The 17,955-nt window shown below is 70.9% G+C and carries 15 protein-coding genes; 11 read left to right on the top strand and 4 right to left on the bottom strand.

From position 1 onward, the window contains the following. Positions 1-215 precede the first annotated feature (215 nt). From OG266_RS20590 to kynU, 3 genes are all read left to right on the top strand, one after another. Positions 216-629: a DUF3151 domain-containing protein gene (locus OG266_RS20590; protein WP_266457542.1), complete on the top strand. Its 414-nt coding sequence runs from the start codon at positions 216-218 to the stop codon at positions 627-629. 153 nt (positions 630-782) lie between these two features. Continuing rightward, the gene (locus tag OG266_RS20585) at positions 783-1,631 is read left to right on the top strand and encodes a tryptophan 2,3-dioxygenase family protein (RefSeq protein ID WP_371547702.1); all 849 of its coding nucleotides are present in this window, start codon (positions 783-785) and stop codon (positions 1,629-1,631) included. Next, on the top strand, positions 1,624-2,829 hold the full coding sequence (kynU, locus tag OG266_RS20580; RefSeq protein WP_371547700.1) for a kynureninase: 1,206 nt from the start codon (positions 1,624-1,626) through the stop codon (positions 2,827-2,829). The genes OG266_RS20585 and kynU overlap by 8 nt, the downstream gene beginning before the upstream one ends. A gap of 259 nt (positions 2,830-3,088) precedes the next feature. Here the strand turns inward: kynU and OG266_RS20575 are convergent, their stop codons facing one another. Next, positions 3,089-3,700 carry a TetR/AcrR family transcriptional regulator gene (locus tag OG266_RS20575; RefSeq protein ID WP_371547698.1) on the bottom strand — a complete coding sequence of 204 codons (612 nt, stop codon included), beginning with the start codon at positions 3,698-3,700 and terminating at the stop codon, positions 3,089-3,091. Positions 3,701-3,893: 193 nt separating this feature from the next. Between OG266_RS20575 and OG266_RS20570 the strand changes: the two genes are divergently transcribed. The 8 genes from OG266_RS20570 (at position 3,894) to OG266_RS20535 (ending at position 13,122) form a co-directional block, all read left to right on the top strand. After that, on the top strand, positions 3,894-4,808 hold the full coding sequence (locus OG266_RS20570) for an alpha/beta hydrolase (protein ID WP_371547696.1): 915 nt from the start codon (positions 3,894-3,896) through the stop codon (positions 4,806-4,808). A gap of 269 nt (positions 4,809-5,077) precedes the next feature. Then, positions 5,078-6,058, top strand: coding sequence for an alpha/beta hydrolase (locus OG266_RS20565; RefSeq protein WP_371552883.1), 981 nt, complete (start codon positions 5,078-5,080; stop codon positions 6,056-6,058). 55 nt (positions 6,059-6,113) lie between these two features. Further along, positions 6,114-7,358 carry an acyltransferase gene (locus OG266_RS20560; RefSeq protein ID WP_371547694.1) on the top strand — a complete coding sequence of 415 codons (1,245 nt, stop codon included), beginning with the start codon at positions 6,114-6,116 and terminating at the stop codon, positions 7,356-7,358. Positions 7,359-7,509: 151 nt separating this feature from the next. Beyond that, positions 7,510-8,934 carry a sensor histidine kinase gene (locus tag OG266_RS20555; protein WP_371552881.1) on the top strand — a complete coding sequence of 475 codons (1,425 nt, stop codon included), beginning with the start codon at positions 7,510-7,512 and terminating at the stop codon, positions 8,932-8,934. Beyond that, positions 8,931-9,605: a response regulator gene (locus tag OG266_RS20550; protein ID WP_371547692.1), complete on the top strand. Its 675-nt coding sequence runs from the start codon at positions 8,931-8,933 to the stop codon at positions 9,603-9,605. Before OG266_RS20555 ends, OG266_RS20550 begins: the two co-directional genes overlap by 4 nt. A gap of 156 nt (positions 9,606-9,761) precedes the next feature. Then, positions 9,762-11,108 carry a sensor histidine kinase gene (locus OG266_RS20545; RefSeq protein ID WP_371547690.1) on the top strand — a complete coding sequence of 449 codons (1,347 nt, stop codon included), beginning with the start codon at positions 9,762-9,764 and terminating at the stop codon, positions 11,106-11,108. After that, complete coding sequence (locus OG266_RS20540; protein WP_266457523.1) at positions 11,105-11,815, top strand: response regulator transcription factor; 711 nt, start codon at positions 11,105-11,107, stop codon at positions 11,813-11,815. Before OG266_RS20545 ends, OG266_RS20540 begins: the two co-directional genes overlap by 4 nt. A gap of 86 nt (positions 11,816-11,901) precedes the next feature. Continuing rightward, on the top strand, positions 11,902-13,122 hold the full coding sequence (locus OG266_RS20535; RefSeq protein WP_371547688.1) for a cytochrome P450: 1,221 nt from the start codon (positions 11,902-11,904) through the stop codon (positions 13,120-13,122). Between the two features lie 109 nt (positions 13,123-13,231). Here OG266_RS20535 and OG266_RS20530 read toward each other — a convergent pair whose 3' ends face one another. The 3 genes from OG266_RS20530 to OG266_RS20520 form a co-directional block, all read right to left on the bottom strand. Continuing rightward, positions 13,232-13,552 (bottom strand): hypothetical protein, encoded by a 321-nt coding sequence (locus tag OG266_RS20530; RefSeq protein WP_371547687.1) that lies wholly within the window; start codon positions 13,550-13,552, stop codon positions 13,232-13,234. Between the two features lie 18 nt (positions 13,553-13,570). Next, positions 13,571-13,825 carry a hypothetical protein gene (locus OG266_RS20525; protein WP_266457515.1) on the bottom strand — a complete coding sequence of 85 codons (255 nt, stop codon included), beginning with the start codon at positions 13,823-13,825 and terminating at the stop codon, positions 13,571-13,573. A gap of 93 nt (positions 13,826-13,918) precedes the next feature. Then, positions 13,919-17,833 carry a polymorphic toxin-type HINT domain-containing protein gene (locus tag OG266_RS20520; protein ID WP_371547684.1) on the bottom strand — a complete coding sequence of 1,305 codons (3,915 nt, stop codon included), beginning with the start codon at positions 17,831-17,833 and terminating at the stop codon, positions 13,919-13,921. Between the last annotated feature and the right edge of the window lie 122 nt (positions 17,834-17,955).

Raw genomic sequence — 17,955 nt, 5'->3', positions numbered from 1 at the left:
CCGTCCCGCACTTCCGGGCTACGCCCGGTTTCAGCCCGTCCGGCGTTTGAGGACGAGCCCTTCGGGCGAGCGGGGGTCTGGGGGCGGAGCCCCCAGGAACAAGGGACGGGAAGGGGCGGAGGGGGCGAAGAAACCCGAGCCAGCCCCGGCACCGGGGTCCCTCCCTCCCTGGGGTGACTCAACCCCGCGACAACGAATGCCGCAGACTGGAACCCATGACGATTCACGAGAACCTCCTCGGGGGACCGCCCCCGACCAACCTCCCCGATTACCCGGAGCCCCGCGAGCTCCTCGCGAACGGCACGGCCCCCGCCGACGTCGCCGCCAAGTACCCGACCTCCTCCCTCGCCTGGGCCCAGCTCGCCGACGAGGCCTACGAGCGAGGCAGCGTCGTCGAGTCGTACGCCTACGCCCGTACCGGCTACCACCGCGGCCTGGACTCCCTGCGCCGCAGCGGCTGGAAGGGCCACGGCCCGGTCCCCTGGGAGCACGAGCCGAACCGCGGCTTCCTGCGTGCCCTGCACGGCCTCGCCCGCGCCGCACAGGCGATCGGCGAGCAGGAGGAGTACGAGCGCTGCAGCCAGTTCCTGAAGGACTCCTCGCCCACGGCGGCGCAGACGCTGGGCTAGCACGCACCGCGTTTGTGCAGGTCCGCCTGGTGTGACCAGGCGGACCTTGCGTTATCGGGGGACGATTGCGGAGGATGCCGGTGGGGACCGGGGCCCCCGTGTCGGAATCGGCAGGGGCGGACCGCTACCCGGAGTACGCATCAGGAGACAGCGATGTCGTCCCAGCAGGCTCAGCCCGCAGAGGCTCAGGAGCCCGAGACCCCGCATCTCGACTTCCAGGGAACCACGCCGTACGAGGACTACGTACAGGCGGACGTCCTCACCCACCTCCAGCACACCCGCTCCGACGACCCCGGAGAGATGGTCTTCCTCGTGACCACCCAGGTCATGGAGCTGTGGTTCACGGTCATCGTCCACGAGTGGGAGACCGCGGCGAACGCGCTCCGCGAGGACCGGGTGCCGGTCGCGGTGGCTGCGCTGAAGCGGTCCGTACGGGAACTGGAGGCGCTGAACGCCTCCTGGCGGCCCCTCGCCGGACTCACGCCGGCCCAGTTCAACTCGTACCGCGGCGCCCTCGGCGAAGGCTCCGGCTTCCAGTCCGCGATGTACCGCCGGATGGAGTTCCTGCTCGGCGAGAAGTCCGCGTCCATGCTGGTCCCGCACCGGGGCGCGCCGCGCGTCCACGCGGAGCTGGAGAAGGCGCTGCACGAACCGAGCCTGTACGACGAGGTGTTGAGGCTGCTGTCGCGGCGCGGGCACGCGGTCCCGGCGGCGGTCCTTTCGCGCGACGTGTCGCTGCGCTACGAGTCCTCGCCGGAGGTGGAGGCGGTGTGGACGTCGTTGTACGCGGGCGACGAGAACGCCGAACTCGCCCGTCTCGGCGAGGCGTTGACGGACGTCGCGGAACTGGTGTGGCGATGGCGCAACGACCATCTCGTCGCCACGCGCCGTGCGATGGGCGCGAAGACGGGCACCGGCGGCTCCGCCGGGGTGGCCTGGCTGGAGAAGCGGGCGCAGAAGAACGTGTTCCCCGAGCTGTGGACGGCGAGGTCCCATGTCTGAGCTGTCTGAGCTGTCCCAGCTGCGCCGCAGGGCCGCGGAGCTGGACTCGACCGACGAACTGGCCGGACTGCGCGAGCGGTTCGTCCTCGACGACGTGGTGTACCTGGACGGGAACTCGCTCGGCGCGCTGCCCGCGAACGTACCCGGCCGGGTCGACGATGTCGTACGCCGTCAGTGGGGCGAGCTGCGGATCCGGTCCTGGGACGAGAGCGGCTGGTGGACGGCGCCGGAGCGGATCGGCGACCGGATCGCGCCGCTGGTCGGCGCGGCGCCCGGCCAGATAGTGGTGGGCGACTCCACAAGTGTCAACGTCTTCAAGGCGGTTGTGGGTGCCGTGCGGCTGGCCGGGGAAGGCCGGGACGAGATCCTGGTCGACGCGACGACGTTCCCCACGGACGGCTACATCGCACAGTCGGCGGCCCGCCTGACCGGCTGCGAACTGCGGCCGCTGGACCCCGCGGACGTGCCCGCTGCCCTCGGCCCCCGCACGGCGGCGGTCCTGCTGAACCACGTCGACTACCGCACCGGCCGCCTGCACGACCTCCCGTCCCTGACCTCCGCGATCCACGCCGCCGGCGCTCTCGCGGTCTGGGACCTGTGCCACAGCGCGGGCGCCCTGCCGGTGGACCTGGACGCCCACGGTGTCGACCTGGCGGTCGGCTGCACCTACAAGTACCTGAACGGCGGCCCGGGTTCACCGGCGTACCTCTACGTACGCAACGAACTCCAGGACCGCTTCGACTCCCCGCTCCCCGGCTGGAACTCCCACACGGACCCCTTCGGCATGAGCCCCGCCTACGAACCCGCGCAGGGCGCCCTGCGCGGCCGGGTGGGCACACCGGACATCCTCTCGATGCTCGCCCTGGAAGCGGCCCTCGAGGTGTGGGACGGCATCTCCATCGACTCCGTCCGCACCAAGTCCCTCGCCCTCACGGACTTCTTCCTGGAATGCGTCTCGGCATACGTCCCCGAGGGCCGCGTGGAGTCCGTAACACCCTCCGCCCACACGGAGCGCGGAAGCCAGGTGGCCCTACGCTGCCCGGACGCCGGCGAGGTCATGAAGAAACTGATCGAGCGCGACGTGGTCGGCGATTTCCGCCACCCGGACGTCCTGCGCTTCGGCTTCACTCCGTTGTACGTCGGTTTCGCGGATGTGGAACGGGCGGCGAGGGTGCTGGGGGAGGAGATCGTTCTGTAGCTGGGGGGAGAGAGATCTTCCAGCCCGGGCCAGGTATCTCCAGCCCGTCCGGCGTTCAAGGACGAGGCGGCACCATCCCGATCCCCCACCCACCCGTGGAGGCTGCGCTCTTCAGCCCCGGGCCGGGGAAGATCTTTCAGCCCGTCCGGCGTTTGAGGACGAGCCCTTCGGGCGAGCGGGGGTCTGGGGGCGGAGCCCCCAGGAGCAAGGGACGGGTAGGGGCGGAGGGGGCGAAAAACGCTTGTCCCCTCCCCCCGGATCACCGGGGGCCGACGACGTACACTCCGGCCACCGCCGCAGCGAACGCGGCCGACGCAGCCCGCTCGGCATCGTCGTCCCCCGGCGCCACCCCGCCGGTGAGCAAGGAGTAATAGAGGGGCGCCGACACCGCACGTACGACCGTCGCCGCGTCGGTCCCCACCGGCAACTCCCCCCGCACAACCCCCTGCTCGACACAAGGCGCCCACTCCGCAACCCGCACGTCATAGAACCGCCGCAACGCCTCCCCCGTACGCACATCCCCCGCCGCCGCAGCAATGACCGCCCGGAACAACGCCCCCTGCCGAGCATCGGCAAGCGTCCGCCGCACCAACGCGGCATTGGCACGCAGATCCCCCAACACCGACCCGGTCTCCACCCGCGGCAGCGACTGCTCCGCCATGTCGCTCAGCAGATCGGCGACCAGCCCGGTCACGGACCCCCACCGCCGGTACACGGTGGTCTTCCCCACCTCGGCCCGCCGCGCCACATCGGCGAGATCGAGATGCGCGAACCCCTGCTCGGCGAGCACGTCCCCGGCGGCGCGGAGCACAGCCGCACGGACACGGGCGGTGCGTCCCCCGGGGCGTACGGTGCCGGGCTCGGCGGACATGGCGTACTCCTTCGCGGACCGGACCACGGGCGTGGACGTCCCCCGCCAGCGTAACGAAACAGCAGAACCGTTTGACCCTAACCGAGAGTGATATCCCGGTGTCGACGCACGTCACGGGCCTGATAGCGTCCCCGCCAACGGCCGAATTCTCTCCTGGTCCGCCAAATCCGTTTCACCGCTGAGAGGTTGGAGCATGCAGGACGACGCCGCAGCTCGGGACGAAGCCGCAGCTCGGGACGGAGCGATGGCACGGGACGACGCCGAGGAGGCGTCCGCCTTCTCGCACCCGCCCGTCGACCCCGACGTCACCGTCGCGTACGGCGACCACCCCGACCAGGTGATCGACTTCTACGCCCCGCGCGAGCCCGACCCCGCCGTCCTCGCCCCCCTCGTGGTCGTCCTGCACGGTGGCGCCTGGCGCGCCCCGTACGACCGCCGTCACATCACGCCGTTCGCGGACTTCCTGGCCCGCCGCGGTTTCGCCGTGGCCAACGTCGAGTACCGCCGGGGCGCCGCGATCCCCGCGCAGGGCGGCGACGGCCCGGTCGCAGGCCGCTGGCCGGACACCTTCGACGACGTCGCGGCCGCGCTCGACGCCCTGCCCGCGCTCGTACGGGAGAAGCTCCCGTCGGCCGACCCCCGCCGCATGGTGGTCACCGGCCACTCGGCGGGCGGCCATCTCGCCCTGTGGGCCTCCGCGCGCCACCTCCTGCCCGCCGACGCGCCCTGGCGCACGGACCGTCCGGCGCCCCTGCGCGGTGTCGTCGCCCTTGCCCCGATCGCGGACTTCCGGGTCGCCGAGAAGCTGGACGTGTGCGGCGGGGCCGCTCGCCAACTCCTCGGCGGGGAAGGCAAGTTCGCGGACCGCCTGCCGTACGCCGACCCGGCGCACCTCCTCCCCACCGGCATCGCAACGACCCTCGTACAGGGCCGTACCGACATCGTCGTCCCGCAGGCGGTCGCGGAGGCGTACGCCGACGCGGCGGCGAAGGCGGGCGAGGTGGTCGGCCTGACGCTCCTGGAGGACGTCGGCCACTTCCCGCTGATCGACCCGGCGGCGGATGCGTGCGCGGTGGTGGCCGAGGAGATCGCCCAGCTGGCCTGGTGAAGGCGGGTGGAGCGCGACCGGCGTGTGGCCCGTGTTCGGCCGCCCGGTCATACCCGTAATACCTGAGAGCTACCTCCCAGGTGAGCTCCCTGGCGGGACGCCGACGACACGTGACGATCCGTAACTTCCCTTCCATTGGCGCCCGATGAGCGGGAGCACGGGGAGGGAAGGTCGGCATGGGGTTCGGGGCGAAGCCGAGCGCGGCGGGCAGCGGGGTATCACCTGCGGAGTCGGAGTCGGAGCCGGGGTTGGGACCGGAGTCGGTGCCGATGGCCGCGGAGCCGACGCCGGGTGGGCGTGCCGGACGCGTGGTCCGGCGGCTGCGCCGCACCCTGCTCGCCGTACTGGTCACGGGCGCTGTCGTCGTCCCCGTGGCCGCCGCGGCCGCTCGGCCCCGGATCCCCGCCCCGGCGCCCGCGACGCTCGCCCCCGTGACGGTATCGACGCTGGACGAGGCGTACGCGGCCAACGGTGCGAACGCCGCGGAGGCGGCCCGTATGGCCGCGGACCGCGGCGACAGCACCCGCGCCGCCGCCGACCGGGCCATGGCCGACTCCTCCCGCCACTTCCTCTCCTTCGACGGCCGAGGCCCGGGCCAGGCCGTCGAGGTGTTCGGCGACCTCGCCGAAGCCGACCGCGTCGCGATCCTGGTCCCCGGCTCCGACACCAACCTGGAGACGTACGACCGGTTCCGCGCCGGCGCCCTCTCCCTGCACGAGCGCCTCGGCCCGCGTACGGCCGTCGTCGCCTGGCTCGGCTATGAGGCTCCCCGCACGGTGAGCACCACAGTGCTGACCACGGACCGGGCCGACGACGCGGCCCCGCGCCTGAAGGGGTTCATACGCGAACTGCGGGGCGTCGTCGGCGAGAAGGCGCCCGTCTCCCTGCTCTGCCACTCCTACGGCACGGTGGTCTGCGGACGTGCGGCGCAGGACCTGGACGTGGACGACATCGTGCTCGTCGGCAGCCCGGGCACCGGCGCGGACTCGGTCGGGGCACTGCACACATCCGCCCGTGTCTGGGCGGCCCGCGGCGCCGACGACTGGATAGCGGGCGTCCCGCACACCCGCGCCGACCTCTTCGGCACGACCGTCGGCTTCGGCCCCGACCCGGTCTCCCCGGACTTCGGCGCCCATGTCTTCGCGGCGGGCGGTGTCGGCCACAGCGACTACTTCACACCGGGCTCGGTGTCCCTGGACAACCTCGCCCGCATCGTCCTCGGCGACACCTCGGAGGTAACCCGTGCGTGAGTTCCACCCGTCTCGCCCGTCTCACCCGGCCCACTCGCGCTTCGTGCGAACAGCCATGCCCGGAACAGCCAAGCCCCGAACAGCCAAGCCCGGCAGCGTCATACGGGCGGCGGCACAAGGCATAAGGAGCGGCGCCCGTCGTATCGACGAGGCGACCCCCGCGGCGCGGGATCGCGCCGTCGACGCCCTGCGCGCCCTCGCGATCCTCGGTGTCGTACTCGGCCACTGGCTGGTGACGGCCCTGGTCGCGGACGGCGGCGCGCTGCGCGTGGCGAGCCCGTTGCAGCACATGCCCTGGCTGGCTCCCATCTCCTGGGTCTTCCAGACGCTCGCCGTGTTCTTCCTGGTGGGCGGCCATGTGGCCACCAAGGGCTACGCGTCGGCGCGGGCACGCGGCACGACGTACGGGCAGTGGCTGCGAACCCGCCTGGCCCGCCTCTTCAAACCGGTGGCGGCGGTGCTGGCCCTCTGGACGGTGGCCGCGGTCTGTCTGCTTGCGTCGGGTACGGGCTTCGAGACGGTCCACGCGCTGGTGAAGCTGGCGCTGTCCCCGCTCTGGTTTCTCCTGATCTTCGCGGGACTGACCGCGGCGACACCCCTGTTGACGCGGATGAACCCGCTGTGGCCGCTGGCCGTCGTTCTCCATGTGGATCTCATTCGCTTCGGATTCGGCGGCCCGTCCTGGCTCGGCTGGGTGAACGTCGCGGCGGGCTGGCTGGTGCCGTACACGCTGGGTGCGGCCTGGACGCGCGGTGAGCTGGACAGTCGTCGCGCGGGCTGGGTGCTGTTCGGCTGCGGGGCGGCCGCGACCGCGGTGCTGGTGGCGTGGGCGGGCTATCCGGCGTCGATGGTCGGCGTCCCGGGCGCGGCGGTCTCCAACCTGAACCCGCCGTCGCTGGCCGTCGTCACCTTCGGGCTGGCCCAGTGCGGTCTCGCCCTGCTGCTGCGCGGGCCGCTCCGCCGCTGGATGAGGCGCCCCGCGGCCTGGGCGGCGGTGGCACTCGCCAATCTCTCCGCGATGACGATATTTCTGTGGCACCAGACGTCCTTGATGGCGGTCACCGCCCTGGGCCTACTGGCGGGCCGGCTCCCCGGCCTGCACACCGTCCCCGACGACCTCGGCTGGGTGGCGGCACGTCTCGCCTGGCTGCCCGTCTTCGCTCTCGCCCTCTCCGTCTGCTGGTCCGCCTTTCGCACCCATGAACAGGGCCCCCGCCGCCGCACCGGCCGGCCCTCCCGAGTCGTCCGCGTCCACCGCCGTCCTGACCCCGCCGGAGTGAAGGCGGCGCCCCGTGCCTAGGGTTGGCCCCGTGAGCGGCCCGAGCAACAACGGCATCACGCGTGGCGACGCCTCCGCCGCACCCTCGCCTCCCTCGGTCGCGCAGCTGGCCCGGCAGGGACTCCGCCGAGTGCTGCGGACCTTGTGGGAGGACGGGGCGAACTTCACCCGCATGCCCTTGCCGCCGTTGTCGCGGCCCCGGTGGCTGCGGAGGTTCCCGCATGTCGTGGTCATCGTGATCGCGGTCGTCGCGACCGTTGCCAACACGGAGCAGATGACCATGGTCTCCGGCGTGAGCACGGAGTTGGGTCTGCTGACCGCGCTGGCCCAGGGCATCGGCGTGGTGCTCGTGCTGTGGCGGCCCGTTCCGGCCTGGTGGCTCTCGCTGGTCGCCACGTTCGTGGCCGCCGAGGCCGCACGCCCCGGCCTGACCTCGAACTCACCGATCGGCCATGTCGACGGCGCAATCCCCTGGCCGTGGGGCGGTCCGGGCATCGTCGCGCACGCGATCGTGCTGTTCCTGCTGGCTCTGCGGGTCCCCACCCGGGTGGCCATAGAGGCACTGGCCCTCACCGCGTTGCTGACGTACGTCTTCCAGGGGCTCCTCGGCGCCGTGTCGTACTCCTCGACGGGTGTGCTGGCGATCATCGTCTTCGCTGCCGTCGTCCTCCTCGGTACCGCCCTGCGCGGCCGCCGCGAGGCCCGCAACCAGCTCGTCGAGCAGGCCTCGCTGACCGCGGAGGAGCGGGCCCGCCGCACGCTGTTGGAGGAGCGCAGCCGTATCGCGCGCGAGCTGCACGACGTGGTCGCCCACCACATGTCGGTGATCTCCATCCAGGCCCAGGTCGCGCCGCACCTCGTCGAGAACCCGTCGAAGGAGCTGCGGGAGAACCTGGAGGGCATCAGACAGAACGCCCTGGAGGCACTCACCGAGCTGCGCCGCGTTCTTGGCGTCCTGCGCTCGGAGAATCCGGAGGACCCGTACGGGCTCGGGGCCGGCACCGGCGCCACCCCCGACTCCCCGCAGCCCACGCTCGACCGCCTCGACGCCCTCGTCGAGAACACCCGCACCGCCGGACTGGTTGTGACCACCGAGATCACCGGCGAACAGCTTCCCCTCTCGCCCGGTGTGGAGCTGTCCGCGTACCGGATCATCCAGGAGGCACTCAGCAACGCCCTGCGGCACGCGCCCGGTTCGATCGTCCGCGTCGAGCTCTGTCACTTCCCCCGTGGCCTCCAGATACGGGTCATCAACTCCAGACCCGAGCGCCCGGCCCCGCCGTCACCGGGCGCGGGCCACGGTCTGCTCGGCATGCGGGAGCGCGCCGCGATGCTCGGCGGCACCCTCGTGACCTCGGAGACCTCGCACGGCGGCTTCGTTGTGGCGGCCTTCCTGCCCCGCGGCGACGCCTCTGACCCCGACGCCTCGGACCCCGACGGCTCAGCGGATGACAACTCCACAGGCACCACGGCCATCGCGAAGCCCGCAGGCACCAAGGCCATCGCGAACTCCACAAGCTCCACTGGCTCCACAAGCTCCACTGGCTCCACAAGCTCCACTGGCTACACAGGCTTCGCAGGAGAAGAGAACCCATGACGAGCGGCACCATCCGCGTACTGATCGCCGACGACCAGCAGATGGTCCGGCAGGGCTTCACCGTGCTGCTCAACACCCAGCCCGACATCGAGGTGGTCGGCCAGGCGGTCGACGGCATGGACGCGATCGTGCAGGTCGCCGAACTCACCCCGGACGTCGTCCTGATGGACATCCGCATGCCCGAGCTCAGCGGTATCGACGCCACCAGACGCATCACCGAGGCCACCCCTCAGATCAAGGTGCTGGTGCTCACCACCTTCGACCTCGACGAGTACGTGTACGACGCGCTGCGCGCCGGCGCCTCCGGGTTCCTGCTCAAGGACGCGTCCGCGGACCAGCTCGCCGAGGCGGTACGAGTGGTCGCGGCGGGCGATGCCCTGCTCGCGCCCGGGATCACCCGCCGTCTCATCGCCGAGTTCTCCCGGCTCGACTCCACACCCCGCTCCCCCCTCAAACAGCGGGTGGGCGAGCTGACCGAGCGCGAGACGGAGGTCCTCGCCCACATCGCCCAAGGCCTGTCGAACTCGGAGATCGCCGAGCGCCTCGTCGTCGCCGAACAGACCGTGAAGACCCACGTGGGCCGCATCCTGGTGAAACTCGGCCTGCGCGACCGCACCCAGGCGGCCGTCTTCGCCTACGAGTCAGGACTGGTCCGCCCGTCCGGCTACTGAGCGGCGACGGTCCCGCCCGCTGTGCCCTCCACCCCTCCGCCCCCTTCCCCCTCCATCGGAGGACCACAGCGATACCCGTAGTACCTGAGATGGATCCCGGAGGACCCTCCTCCCTGGTGACGACGGCGACCCCGGCGGCGGCCTACCTTTTTGAGTGTGACCGAGACGACCCAGACGCAGATGACGCCGCCGGGCGGGGCAAAGCCGCGCAGCCCGGAGTTCCGGCTGGCCGCGGACGCCCTGCGCGGGCTCCGGCAGGACCTGTTCCACGACGCCTTCGCCTACCGTCCGCTGCCGCGGATGCGGGTGGACGGCCCACTCACCCGGCGGCTGCCCGAGGGCATACAGAAGTACGCGGCCTGGACACCGCACGCCGTGGTGGCGGTGGCCGGACTCTTCGCGATGGCCATCGCGAACGCGGACAGCAGCGGCACCAACAGCATCAGCACGCTGGTGTTCACCCTCCTCGCCCTGCTCCCGGTCCTGCTGACGCTGGTCCGGCCGGTCGGTGCCTTCTGGTTCTCCTTCGTGGCGACTCCGGTGGTCGGCATCATCGGCGACAGCTGGACCGACTGGCCGTGGTCGCCGGGCAGCTTCGCCACCCACCTGGTGGTGCTGACGATCGTGGCGCTCCGGACCAGGCCGCGCACCGCCGCGTGGATGTGGACGCTGACCGCGTTGTACGGGATCGTCGCCGAGACCTTCTTCCACGGGGGGTACTACAGCACCAACACCGTGCCGCTGCTCTTCGTCTCCGCCGTGGCTCTCCTGGTCGTCACCGTCCTCCAGGTGCGCCGGGAGGCGGAGCAGGAGGTGACCGCCCACCAGTCGGAGACGGCGCACGAGCGCTCCAGGCGCACTCTTCTCGAAGAGCGCACGACGATCGCCCGCGAGCTGCACGACGTGGTCGCCCACCACATGTCGGTGGTCGCCATCCAGGCCGAGGCCGCCCCCTACCGCGTGGAGAATCCGCCGCCGGAGCTGGAGCAGGCCTTCATCACGATCCGGGAGAACGCGGTGGCGGCGCTGACCGAACTGCGCCGCGTGCTCGGTGTCGTACGGGCGGAGGACTACGAGGCGCCGGACGCCCCGCAGCCCACCCTCGCCGACCTCGACGCGCTCCTGGCCAATGTGCGCGACGCGGGCCTGACCGTCGACAAGGCGGTCACCGGAGCGGTGCGCGAGCTCCCGCAAGGTGTCGAGCTGTCGGCGTACCGCATAGTCCAGGAGGCCCTCAGCAACGCCCTGCGGCACGCGCCGGGTGCGCCGGCCCGCGTCGAGATCGGCTACGTCCTCGGCGGGCTCGGCCTGCGCATAGTCAACGGCCCCGCGCCGACGACGAGCCTGACGAAGTCCACGCACGGCGCGGGGCACGGCATCACCGGCATGCGCGAGCGCGTCACGATGCTGGACGGCGAGATGACGGCGGGCGGTACGGACGACGGGGGATACGAGGTGGCGGTGTTCCTGCCGGTGCCCGCGGCGGCGGAGGAGACAGGATGACGGGCGGCACCAGCGGCGGAACCACCAGCGGTACCGCCGGCAACACCATCCGCGTACTGATAGCCGATGACCAGGTGATGGTCCGCGAGGGCTTCTCCGTGCTGCTCGGCGCGATGCCGGACATCGAGGTGGTCGGCGAGGCGGTCAACGGTCGGGAGGCCGTCGAGCGGGTCCGTGAGCTGGCCCCGGACGTCGTGCTGATGGACATCCGGATGCCGGAGATGAACGGGATCGAGGCGACCCGGGAGATCGTCGCGGCGAACGGCGCCGCGAAGGTGCTGGTCCTGACGACGTTCGACCTCGACGAGTACGTGTACCAGGCGCTGCGGGCGGGAGCCTCCGGCTTCCTCCTCAAGGACGCCTCGGCGCGTCAGCTCGCCGACGGGGTGAGGGTGGTGGCGGCCGGGGAGGCGCTGCTCGCCCCCTCGGTCACCAGGCGGTTGATCACCGAGTTCTCCAAGCTCGCGGACGAGCCACGGCTCTCGGCCACGGCACAGGCGGCGTACGGCGACCTCACCGACCGGGAGACCGAGGTGCTGGTCCTCATCGCGCAGGGCCTGTCGAACGCGGAGATCGCGACCCGGCTGTTCGTCGCCGAGTCCACGATCAAGACCCATGTGAGCCGGATCCTGGTGAAGCTGGGCCTGCGGGACCGTACGCAGGCGGCGGTGTTCGCGTACGAGGCACGGCTGGTCACGCCCAGGTGATCAAGGGGTGCGCGCGGTGGTCCGATAGGGGCCGTCCGTCGAGACGCCCCTGGTCAGCGGGGGCCGGGTCGGGCTAGCGTCCGTCCATGGCAGCTTTGGAGACTCCGCAGGCCTTCGACCCGTGGGACCCGGCGTTCTTGGCGGACCCGTACCCGGCGTACGAGGAGCTGCGTGCCCGGGGCCGGGTGCACTACTTCGAGCCCACCAAGCAGTGGCTGGTCCCGCATCATGCGGACGTGTCGGCGCTGCTGCGGGACCGCCGCCTCGGCCGGACGTACCAGCACCGGTTCACGCACGAGGACTTCGGCCGCACCGCGCCCTTGCCCGAGCATGAGCCGTTCCACGTCCTCAACGACCACGGGATGCTCGACCTGGAGCCGCCGGACCACACGCGGATCCGGCGGCTGGTGTCGAAGGCGTTCACGCCGCGCACGGTGGAGCGGCTCAAGCCGTACGTGGACCAGCTGGCCGGTGAGCTGGTCGGCCGGCTGGTCGCGGCGGGCGGCGGTGATCTGCTCACCGATGTCGCCGAGCCGCTGCCGGTCTCGGTGATCGCCGAGATGCTGGGGATCCCGGAGTCCGACCGGGCGCCGCTGCGGCCGTGGTCCGCGGACATCTGCGGGATGTACGAGATGAATCCGTCGCAGGAGACGGCGGCGAAGGCGGTGCGGGCGTCGGAGGAGTTCACCGCGTACCTGCTGGGGCTGATCGAGGAGCGCCGCAAGGAGCCGGGCGAGGATCTGATCTCCGGCCTCATCGCCGCGTACGACGAGGGGGAGCGGCTTACCGAGCAGGAGATGATCTCGACCTGTGTGCTGCTGCTGAACGCCGGGCACGAGGCGACCGTCAACGCGACGGTGAACGGCTGGTGGGCCCTCTTCCGCAACCCCGGTCAGCTGGCCGCCCTCCGCGCCGACCACTCGCTGGTGCCCACGGCCGTGGAGGAGCTGATGCGGTACGACACGCCGTTGCAGCTGTTCGAGCGCTGGGTTCTCGATGACATCGAGATCGACGGTACGACCATCCCGCACGGCGCCGAGATCGCCATGCTCTTCGGCTCCGCCAACCATGACCCTGCCGTCTTCACCGCCCCCGAGGAGCTGGACCTCTCCCGTCCGGACAACCCGCACATCTCCTTCAGCGCGGGCATCCACTACTGCATCGGGGCGCCGCTTGCCCGCCTGGAACTCACCGCATCCCTGCGTGCGTTGCTCTCCCAGGCACCGACGCTCACCCTCACCGCCGAGCCGGTACGCAAGCCGGCCTTTGTGATCCGGGGGCTGGAGGGACTCGGCGTCGCGCTCTGATCCGCCAGGTGGCGTCTCCTGGTGACAGGCCACTCGGTTCGCAGCATTTCGCCCCGCTGGATGACATCCAGCGGGGCGAAATCGACCAACAGCGATTTCCGCGGCTACTTCACGTGCTGCTCGAGGTGGACGAATTCAACACCGTGCATTCGGAATCCCACCACGGCAGCAGGTCGCGTTCCAGAGGTTCCTCGTCCCACTGGAACGACCGGAGTCCGCGGACCACGAGCAGGGCGGCATTGCCCGTGCGGTACTGCAGGGCACTGCGCATGTCCAGGAGCAACCCGGCCCGGCCCGTGAGAGGACACACCCTGCAGTCGAGGAGGCCGACCTCCTGCAAGGCGTCGGGCTCCCGCAATGGATCCCAGTCGATGGGAGCCGCCGACGTGCCGTTCTCAGCGGTGGTGAAGAGGGCTTCAACCGAGATCATTTGATCGCTACCGGCGCCTTACCAGCCCATGTCCTTGGCCACTTCTTCTTGCGCCGCGGCAATCTCTTCCTCGGTGGACGCCGTGATGTCCGTGTCAGACGCCCACTCGAACCGGCCCAACAGGTCGGCGAGCGCCTGCTTCTGGGCTGGGTGCGAGATCGGTACCGCGTTCAGATCGGTGCTCATCAGCCAGTCGAACAGCACAATGGCATCCGCACGCCAGAGGCGGATGGTGACGGTCGGCACGGATTCCCAAGACTCATCGGCATTCATGGGGGAGTGTCTTTCCTGGTCAAGGTGGGTGTGGCGCGTTGGTCTGCACGGCCTCAACAAGGTCGTGCAGACCAACGCGCGATGCAACGGTATCTACCGGATCGGAATGTGCCAGTAGGGGTCGGACGGACCGACGGTATTCCCTGTCAGGGGGTTGATGAACTGGCCCATGTCGTTTGCGTAGGTGATGTATCCGGTGGGTTGCGGGAACTTCCCGGTGGTCGTCGGATCCATGACGCGTACGTATCTGACGCTCTTGTGGAGCCCGTTGGCGAGAGCCTCGGATTCCTTGATGTCATAGAACCAGCCCTTCCCATTGTTGGCCGTCGAAATGGCCTTGCGTCCCTTCGGGAGCCAGAGGGTCTCGCCGGCGGGGCCGGTGACGTTGGCGATCAGGCACCGGCTGTTGTGGACCAGAACCGGGGTGTCACCCGCGAAGACAAAGTACGTGTGCAGGCCCTCGACCGTGAGGTTGTAGGTCCGCGCGATCTTGCTGTAGGACCGGTTGGCCAGGACGGTGACGGTGGAGCCGTCGTCGGTCCTGAGCGTCATTCCGGGCCGCAGGACCTCCGCCTCGACCCAGTCGTTCTCCGACGGCGACCAGAACGGGTGCTCGTACGTCGCTGTCAGCTTCTCCTCGCCCTGCGGGGTGGAGATGCCGAGTTCGTTGAAGAACTTGTCGTCCTCGGTGACGATCAGGTCGGTGACCTTGCGCGGGCCCTGCTCCCCGGTGACCGGGTCCGTGGCGAGCACCTCGTCGCCGACCTGGACGGACTCGATGTTCTTCGCCGAGTCGTCGGCCATGAGCACCCTGGTGCCCGCGAGGAAGCACTGCGTGCACTTCTGGGCCGCGCGCACCGTCCTGCTGCCGTCGACCACATCCTCTACTCCGTCAAGTCCCTTCTTGAGGAGCTTGAGCTTGCCGACCGGAAGGAATGACAGCGCGGCGAGAGAGCACTTGCCGAGGCTGGGATTCTTGACGCATTCCTTGGCGTCGTTCAGACCGAGGATCTCCCAGACGATCTCCTTCATCGTCGGGTCGATCTCGGGGAAGGTGAGGGGCTTGCCGGCCAGCGCGCAGGGCGGCAGGTGGTCGCGGTACGGGTTGACGATGCAGACCGGTTCGCTTTCCCGCTCCTGCTTGCGGCGTTCCGCTGCCACCCGACGCGCTTCGGCCTCCTCCGCCTCGCGCTTCTGCACCACGTCCTTCCAGGCTGCGGCGGCCAGCTGGTCGGCCTCTGCCGCGCTCTTCCCGGCCGCCACCGCGTCCGCATGCGCACGGCTGCTGGACTCCTTGGCCTCGTACGCCGAAGTGCGCGCGTACTCGGCGGAGAACTCCGCCTGGGCGGCGGACTCCTCGGCGGCCACCGCGTCGCTTGCCGCGCGGTTGGCGGCGGCACGTGCGGTGGTCGCCGAGGTCTTGGCCTGCTTGGCGCTGGTCTCCGCGCGGTCGGCCGCGTTGTCGGCTGCGGTGGCGTAGTTCTCGGCCTCGCCGGCGCTCTTCTTGGCGTCGGCGGCGGCCAATTCGGCTTCGGCGGCGGCGTTCCTGGCGTCGGCGGCGGCCTTGGCGGCGACCGCGGAGTTGTACCGGGCGGTGGCCGCGATGTTCTGGCCCTCGGCGATGAGGCGTTCGACCTGGGCGACGTGGGTGTCGGCGAGCCCGTCCTTCTGGGCGGCCGTGTACTGGCCCGCCTGGACGAAGTTGTGTACCTCGTCGGCGGACCCGGCGAGCGCGATCTTCGCGGCGGACTTGACCTCGGGACCGCCGACGTTGAACAGCTGGGTGGCGCTCACCCGCTCGTCGGCCTGCTGGGCCTCGTACTGACCATTGTTGAGGAAAGCGAGCAGGGCCTGCGTGCTGCCGTCCTGCAAGGCCTTGACGGCGCCTTCCTTGACGCCGGGGCCGCCGTCATTGGCGAGCTTGGTGACCGCGATGCGGTAGTCGGCGTTGGCGGCCTGGTGCCGGCCGGTGGTGTAGAAGTCGAGGATCTGCTGGTCGGTGCCCTTCAGAGCCTCGGTGGCCGCAGTGCGTACCGCCTCGTAGGGGCCGGCCGAGGCGAGGTCGGCGACCTGCTGACGCGTCTCGTCCGCGAGGGCCTTGTCCCAGCCGGTCTTCAGGTACTCGATGACCTCGGCGTCGGTACCGGACAGGGCCTGGGCGGCCGCGTCCTTGCGCCAGGAGCCGAAGTACTTCAGCGCCCGCATCGCGACCGCACGACCCTTGACCGCGATGGCGGCCTGGTCGACGTCGGGCTTGTTCGCCTCGGCGGTCAGGGACTTGGTGTCGTCCACGATCGCCTGGCCCTCGACCACCGTCCGGGAGACATCCGCGGTGAAGGTGTCTGCCGAGGACTTGTACGTCATGGCGGCCTCGACACCCGCGTTGGTGCGGGTCTTGAGGTCCTCGGCCTCGGTCTCGCGGGCGATGCCGAAGGTCTTCTGCGCCGTTGCCACCGCCTTGGTGGCGGTGTCGGCGGCGGCCTTGGCGGCAGCGGCCTGCTTGGTGGCCTCGGCTGCCTGGTCGGCTGCCTCACCGGCGTGCGCCGCGGCTTCCTCGGCGGCCGTGGCGGCGTTGAAGGCATGCGTGGCGGCCGAGTTGGCCGCGTCACGGGCCTCGTTGGCCGCCGTCGCCGACCTGCGGGCCAGCGCCTCGGCGGCGGTGGCGGCGCGGTCGGCCTCGGCGGCGTGCCGGCGGGTCTCCGCCGCAGCGGCCCGGGCCTCGGCCGCGGATCCGCCGGCGGCCTCCGCGTAGTTGGCTGCCTGGTCGGCCGCGTTGGCGGCGGCGTTGGCGTTGCCCGTTGCGCTGCGGGACGCGGCTGCCGCGTCGGCGGCGGCCAGGGACGCCTTGCCGGCCTGCTCGGCGGCCGCGGCCGAGCGCTTGGCGAGCTCGCCGGCCTTGCGCGCCTCGGCGGCCCGGTCGAGGGCGGCCTGGGCCTGGCCCTTGTCCTTGCTCGCGGCGAAGGCCGCGTTCGAGGCACGGCCCGCGGCTTCGGCCGCAGCCGCGGCCGCGTTCGCCGTCTGCGCCGCGGCGAGCGACGCCCGCCTGGCCGAGCGGTTGGCCTCGTTGGCCGCGCCGATCGCCCGCTGCGAGGCCTCGGCCGCCGCCCGGGCCGCGTCGGCGGCCTGCTTGGCCTTCGCCGACGCGCGGTTGGCATCGGTCTTCGCGGCTTCGGTCTCCTTGGCCGCCCGCTCCGCGGCTTCCTTGGCGAGCGCGGCGGCGGTGATGGCCTGTGCGGAGGCCTCCACGGCCTTGTCGGTCGCGTCCTCGGCCTGCTTGCCGGCCTTCTCGGCCTGCTCGATCAGCTGCGCGATCGTGGCGTGTTCCTGGTCACGGTTGCGGGCGACGAACTGGCCGACCTCCAGGAACTCGACGATGTCGTCCGCAGTGCCCTGCAGGGCGAGCTTGGCGGCGGCCTTCACGTTCGTGCCGCCGGTGCTGTAGAGCTTGGTGACCTCGACCCGGTTGTCGGTCTGCTGCGCCTTGTACTGGCCGACCTCCAGGAACTGCTTGACGTCCGCGGAGGTGCCCAGCAGTGCGGCCTTGCCCGCGTCCTGAACGCCGGGGCCGCCGAAGTTCACGACCCTGGCGGCCTCCACGCGCAGATCCTGCTCGTTCGGGGCCTTCCAGCCCTCGTCCAAGAAGGCCTCGACGTCGGCGGGTGTGCCGGTGAGGGCCTTCTTCGCGCCCTCCCGCACGGCAGGCCCACCGGCGTTCACCACCCGGGAGAGATCCACCCGGTCATCGATCTGCTGAATGCCGGGCGCATCCGTGAGGAAAGTCCGGATGTCCTCGTCCGAGCCCAGAAGCGCCTTCTCGGCCGCTTCCTGGATGCCGGTCCCGCCCTCGAGCCAGTAGCCGACCACCAGTCCGCGGTACACGGTCGGTTCGGCGTCTGCCGCGGTCGCGGGGGCTGTGCCCAGGAGAGTCGCCGCCAGTGTGGCGGACAGCACAGTCGCACACGCCGCGCGGAAGCCCCCCAGGCGTATGGAGCGCGATGGTTGTTTCACCTGACGGTCCTTCAAGCTATGTCCGCTTTCCGTTGGATCGCGGGGAAGTAAACGCGATAGCGAAGCCGCGGCACACCGATAACAGTTGACGAACTGTCAGGTGGCGCCATCTCTCCAGGTGA

The sequence above is a fragment of the Streptomyces sp. NBC_00554 genome (genome assembly GCF_041431135.1).
Taxonomy (GTDB): Bacteria; Actinomycetota; Actinomycetes; order Streptomycetales; family Streptomycetaceae; genus Streptomyces.
Note: the sequence above shows the minus strand (reverse complement) of the source record. Positions and strands in the feature narration are given on the sequence as shown.

Coding starts and splice junctions, on each gene's coding strand:
- OG266_RS20535 (WP_371547688.1), top strand. CDS start 11,902: ATGGCAGCTTTGGAGACTCCGCAGGCCTTCGACCCGTGGGACCCGGCG.
- OG266_RS20540 (WP_266457523.1), top strand. CDS start 11,105: ATGACGGGCGGCACCAGCGGCGGAACCACCAGCGGTACCGCCGGCAAC.
- OG266_RS20575 (WP_371547698.1), bottom strand. CDS start 3,700: ATGTCCGCCGAGCCCGGCACCGTACGCCCCGGGGGACGCACCGCCCGT.
- OG266_RS20560 (WP_371547694.1), top strand. CDS start 6,114: ATGCCCGGAACAGCCAAGCCCCGAACAGCCAAGCCCGGCAGCGTCATA.
- OG266_RS20565 (WP_371552883.1), top strand. CDS start 5,078: ATGGCCGCGGAGCCGACGCCGGGTGGGCGTGCCGGACGCGTGGTCCGG.
- OG266_RS20530 (WP_371547687.1), bottom strand. CDS start 13,552: ATGATCTCGGTTGAAGCCCTCTTCACCACCGCTGAGAACGGCACGTCG.
- OG266_RS20555 (WP_371552881.1), top strand. CDS start 7,510: ATGCCCTTGCCGCCGTTGTCGCGGCCCCGGTGGCTGCGGAGGTTCCCG.
- OG266_RS20525 (WP_266457515.1), bottom strand. CDS start 13,825: ATGAATGCCGATGAGTCTTGGGAATCCGTGCCGACCGTCACCATCCGC.
- OG266_RS20570 (WP_371547696.1), top strand. CDS start 3,894: ATGCAGGACGACGCCGCAGCTCGGGACGAAGCCGCAGCTCGGGACGGA.
- OG266_RS20590 (WP_266457542.1), top strand. CDS start 216: ATGACGATTCACGAGAACCTCCTCGGGGGACCGCCCCCGACCAACCTC.
- OG266_RS20585 (WP_371547702.1), top strand. CDS start 783: ATGTCGTCCCAGCAGGCTCAGCCCGCAGAGGCTCAGGAGCCCGAGACC.
- OG266_RS20550 (WP_371547692.1), top strand. CDS start 8,931: ATGACGAGCGGCACCATCCGCGTACTGATCGCCGACGACCAGCAGATG.
- kynU (WP_371547700.1), top strand. CDS start 1,624: ATGTCTGAGCTGTCTGAGCTGTCCCAGCTGCGCCGCAGGGCCGCGGAG.